The organism is Craterilacuibacter sp. (genome assembly GCF_051659485.1).
In the GTDB taxonomy this organism is placed as follows: domain Bacteria; phylum Pseudomonadota; class Gammaproteobacteria; order Burkholderiales; family Chromobacteriaceae; genus Craterilacuibacter.
The window spans coordinates 1-3,801 of the sequence record NZ_JBOFOO010000315.1 but is presented as its reverse complement, the minus strand read 5'-3'; the positions used below and the strand labels follow the sequence as shown (position 1 = coordinate 3,801).

Annotated in this window: 4 protein-coding genes; all 4 read left to right on the top strand. The window is 59.0% G+C overall.

Annotated features, from left to right (window positions below; all coding sequences use genetic code 11):
• On the top strand, positions 1–206 hold a 206-nt coding region (locus ACRC1E_RS10955), incomplete at its 5' end, for a hypothetical protein (protein WP_438515133.1).
• A gap of 72 nt (positions 207–278) precedes the next feature.
• Complete coding sequence (locus tag ACRC1E_RS10950) at positions 279–1,544, top strand: PqiA/YebS family transporter subunit (RefSeq protein ID WP_438515132.1); 1,266 nt, start codon at positions 279–281, stop codon at positions 1,542–1,544.
• Entirely contained in the window at positions 1,537–3,192 is a 1,656-nt protein-coding gene (gene pqiB / locus ACRC1E_RS10945; protein ID WP_438515131.1) for an intermembrane transport protein PqiB, read from the top strand. The genes ACRC1E_RS10950 and pqiB overlap by 8 nt, the downstream gene beginning before the upstream one ends.
• Positions 3,189–3,752: a PqiC family protein gene (locus ACRC1E_RS10940; RefSeq protein WP_438515130.1), complete on the top strand. Its 564-nt coding sequence runs from the start codon at positions 3,189–3,191 to the stop codon at positions 3,750–3,752. The genes pqiB and ACRC1E_RS10940 overlap by 4 nt, the downstream gene beginning before the upstream one ends.
• Positions 3,753–3,801: the final 49 nt, after the last annotated feature.

The window sequence follows — 3,801 nt, the reverse complement described above, 5'->3', positions numbered from 1 at the left end:
GGCGGGAAGACGGGCTGGGGACGACATGCAAACTCCACAAAGACCTAAAGAGAGGCAAGGATGTTAACGGTCAAGCCGCATACTGGAAAGCAGAAAATAGCACGCAGCACTTCAGTGTCTGCCCTGCCTTCCCGGCGGTGCGTTTGCGCCGTTTGGCAATCCGTTCTGACAGCAGCGATGTAGATGCCCTAGAATATATCATTTGAATAACCAGAAATTCTGACTGCCCAGCACGTGTCCATGATTATCAATCTTATCTTCGCCACACTTGGCGCATCATGCCGGCGCTAGATCCTCAGCTCCCCGCGCACCGCGCCCAGTGCCCGCACTGCGACCTTGAATTGACCGTGCCGCTACTCTATGGCGGCCAACTGGCACGCTGCCCGCGCTGCAACGATGTGCTGTGCCGCATTCCGCTACGCGCTTTCGATGCGCCGCTGGCCTATGCGCTGGCCGCACTGGTTTTTTTGCTGCTCAGTTTTTCCTTCCCGCTGATCGGCATGACGGTAGAGGGGGTGCACCAGCAGATCACTATTTTAAGCAGCGCCGAAACCCTGTTCCATGAAGACTTCGCCCTGATCGCCGACCTGCTGCTATTGGTACTGCTGTTTACACCGGCCTTGTTTCTGGCCGCCACCTCGTATGTCTATCTGGCTTTGCGCCTGCAAAAACGCTGGATAGGCCTGCGCTCGGCGACCCAACTGGCAGCCTCCAGCCGGCCGTGGATGATGGTGGACGTATTTGCGCTGGCGATACTGGTTAGCATGATCAAGCTCGTCTCGCTGGCCGAAATCCAGTTCGGTCTGTCGTTCTGGAGCCTGCTGCTGTTCAGTTTAACGCTGACCAAGACCGCTGCACTGATCGACGAACACTGGCTTAACTACCAGTTGGACAAGCTTTACGGTGAAGACCCGGCCGAAAACTGGCAGCAAACCGGCCTCTGTTGCCGCAGCTGTGGCAAACGCAACCCGGCCGCAGCCACACGCTGCATGCGCTGCCAGCACCATTTAAGCCCGCGCCGGCCACGCAGCCTGCAATTGACGGCGGGTTTGCTGGTGACCGCCGCCTTGCTTTACATTCCGGCCAATATCTACCCCATCATGCTGACCGAGAGCCTGCGCAGCAACGAGGCCTCGACCATACTCGAAGGCGTGGTCATCATGTGGAATCTGGGCTCCTACCCAATTGCATTTATCATCTTTATTGCCAGCATCCTGGTACCCATTGCCAAATTTTCGGCATTGACCCTGTTGTGTTGCGCCGCCTATGCACGCAAAGGTGCGGGGGCCAGTGCCAGTGCCCGCCGCTATACCCAGTTGTACCGCATCACCGAACTGATAGGGCGCTGGTCCATGGTCGACGTATTTGTCGTTGCCATTCTGGTGGCGCTGGTTCGCATGGGCAAGGTCATGTCGGTCTACCCCGGCATCGCAGCCCTATCCTTTACCGGCGTGGTCATTTTCACCATGCTCGCCGCCATGAGTTTTGATATCCGTCTGATCTGGGATAAACGCATACACAAGGAAAGCCCCGCCCATGACTGAACCCGTGGCCCCCACTCCGCCCGTCGCCCGTGTGGCCAAATTGCGCCAACTCTCTCTGGTGTGGATAGTGCCCATCGTCGCGCTGATCGCCGGCCTGTGGATGGTGTACACCACCTGGAGCAATCAGGGCCCGCAAATCACCCTGCACCTGTCCTCGGCCGAAGGCATAGACGTCGGCAAGACCCAGATCAAGATCCTCGATGTGAATATCGGCAAAGTCACCGAAGTCAGCCTTGCCGCCGACTACAAGGCGGTTATCGTCAAGGCTCAGCTGGATAAAAGTACCGCGTCCATGCTGTACGCCGACAGCCAGTTCTGGGTGGTACGGCCACGGGTAGAAAATGGCGGCGTCAGCGGGCTATCGACACTACTGTCCGGCGTCTACATCCAGTTTCAGCCGGGCAAAAGCGGTGATATGAATCGCGAATTCAAGGTACTGTCCAGCCCGCCCATTACCGGCCCGGACGTACCCGGCCTACGTTTGCAACTCAATGCGCGCGATGTCAAAACGCTCAATGTCGGCGACCCGGTCTTGTTCCAGCACTTTGAAGTGGGTCGCATCGAAAAAGCAGAATTCGATACCGCCGCGCGTGAAATGCGTTACCAACTGTTTATCAAACGCCCTTACGACCAACTGGTTACCGCCAACTCGCGCTTTTGGCTCAGCAGCGGTGTCGGCTTCAACCTGTCGGCCAACGGCATTTCGGTCAATGTCGGTTCATTAGCCACCTTGCTTGGTGGCGGCATTTCATTTGATGTCCCCGTCGGGCACGAGTTAGGCGGGCGCGTGGCCAACCAGAGCAAGTTTGCGCTGTATGCCAGCGAAGAAAAGGCAGCCAACCTCTATTACGAACAGCAATTGCCGTTTGTTGCGCTATTCGACGAATCGGTACGCGGCCTGCAAATCGGTGCCCCGGTCGAATACCGCGGCATCCGTATCGGCACGGTCGCCGCCGTGCCGCTGTTTACACCGCAACTCTCCGCCAGCAAGTCCGCCAAGCTTGGCATTCCGGTGCTACTGAAAATCGAGGTGGGCCGCTTTGATGGCGAAACCGGCGAGCGCTCGCAGGCTTTCTGGCAGGCACGCATCGAGCAGGCGATCAAGGAAGGCATGGTCGCCAAGCTCAAGACCGGCAACCTGCTCAGTGGCGCCTTATTCGTCGATGTCGACTTTTCCGGCAAACGTGGCCGCGCCCTGCCCAAGCCCTACCGCGGCTACCATGTTTTCCCGACCAGCAATAGCGGCGGGCTGTCACAGATCGAAAACAAGGTGGTGGCCTTGCTGGACAAGCTGAATGCCCTCAAGCTCGAGCAGACGCTGGAAGGCGCCAGTGCCGCCATGGGGGAAACCCGCATCGCGGCCAGCGAAGCGGGCAAGCTTGCCCAGTCGCTCAATGGACTGGTCAGTAGCCCGGATGCGCAAGCACTGCCGGCCGAATTGCGCCAGACCCTCGCCAAGCTGGGTACGACGCTGGACGGTTTCTCCAAAGGCTCGGTGGCCTATAGCGAGCTGAGTCAGGTGCTGGGCAGACTGGGCGCCTTGCTGCAGGAAGCCAGGCCAGTGGTGCGCACCCTGAATGAAAGCCCGAATGCGCTGCTATTTGACCGCAGCACCCCCGACCCGACCCCCAAGGGAGCCCGCCCATGAAGCGCAGCATTCTGTTGTTTCCACTATTATTGACGCTGGCCGCTTGCAGCAGCGCCCCCAAGGTCAGCTACTACCTGCTGCAAGACGTCGCCGCCAAACCCGATGCCAGTAGCAGTGCGGGCCTGCTGCTCGACGTCAAACTGCCCGACTACCTGTCTGGCCCCGCCATCGTCTACCAGACGAGCGAAGTAGAGGTCAATCTGGCCCAGTACCACCAGTGGGCCGAGTCACCCGACAAGATACTGGCGCGCAACCTGGCTGCCAGACTGAGCCGGCTGTTGCCGGCGGCCATGACCACGCCCACCGGCAAGCCCGTCAAGATCAGGCTGACCGTCGAGCAATTTAACGGCAGCTATCAGGGTCATGCCCGCCTTGCCGGGCGCTATAGCCTGCTGGATGAAAAAGGCACGCCACAACTAAGCCGGCCATTCGATATCCGCACGCCGCAGCAAGGTGATGGTTACGATGCGCTGGTTGCAGCCTTAAGCGTAGCGACGGCACAATTGGCGGCTGAAATCGCACGAGCGATCAGCCCGCCGGCACTAACAGCGGTGCCCTGATAAAAAAACCCGGCCTAGGCCGGGTAATAGAGCGCAAACACACATCAAA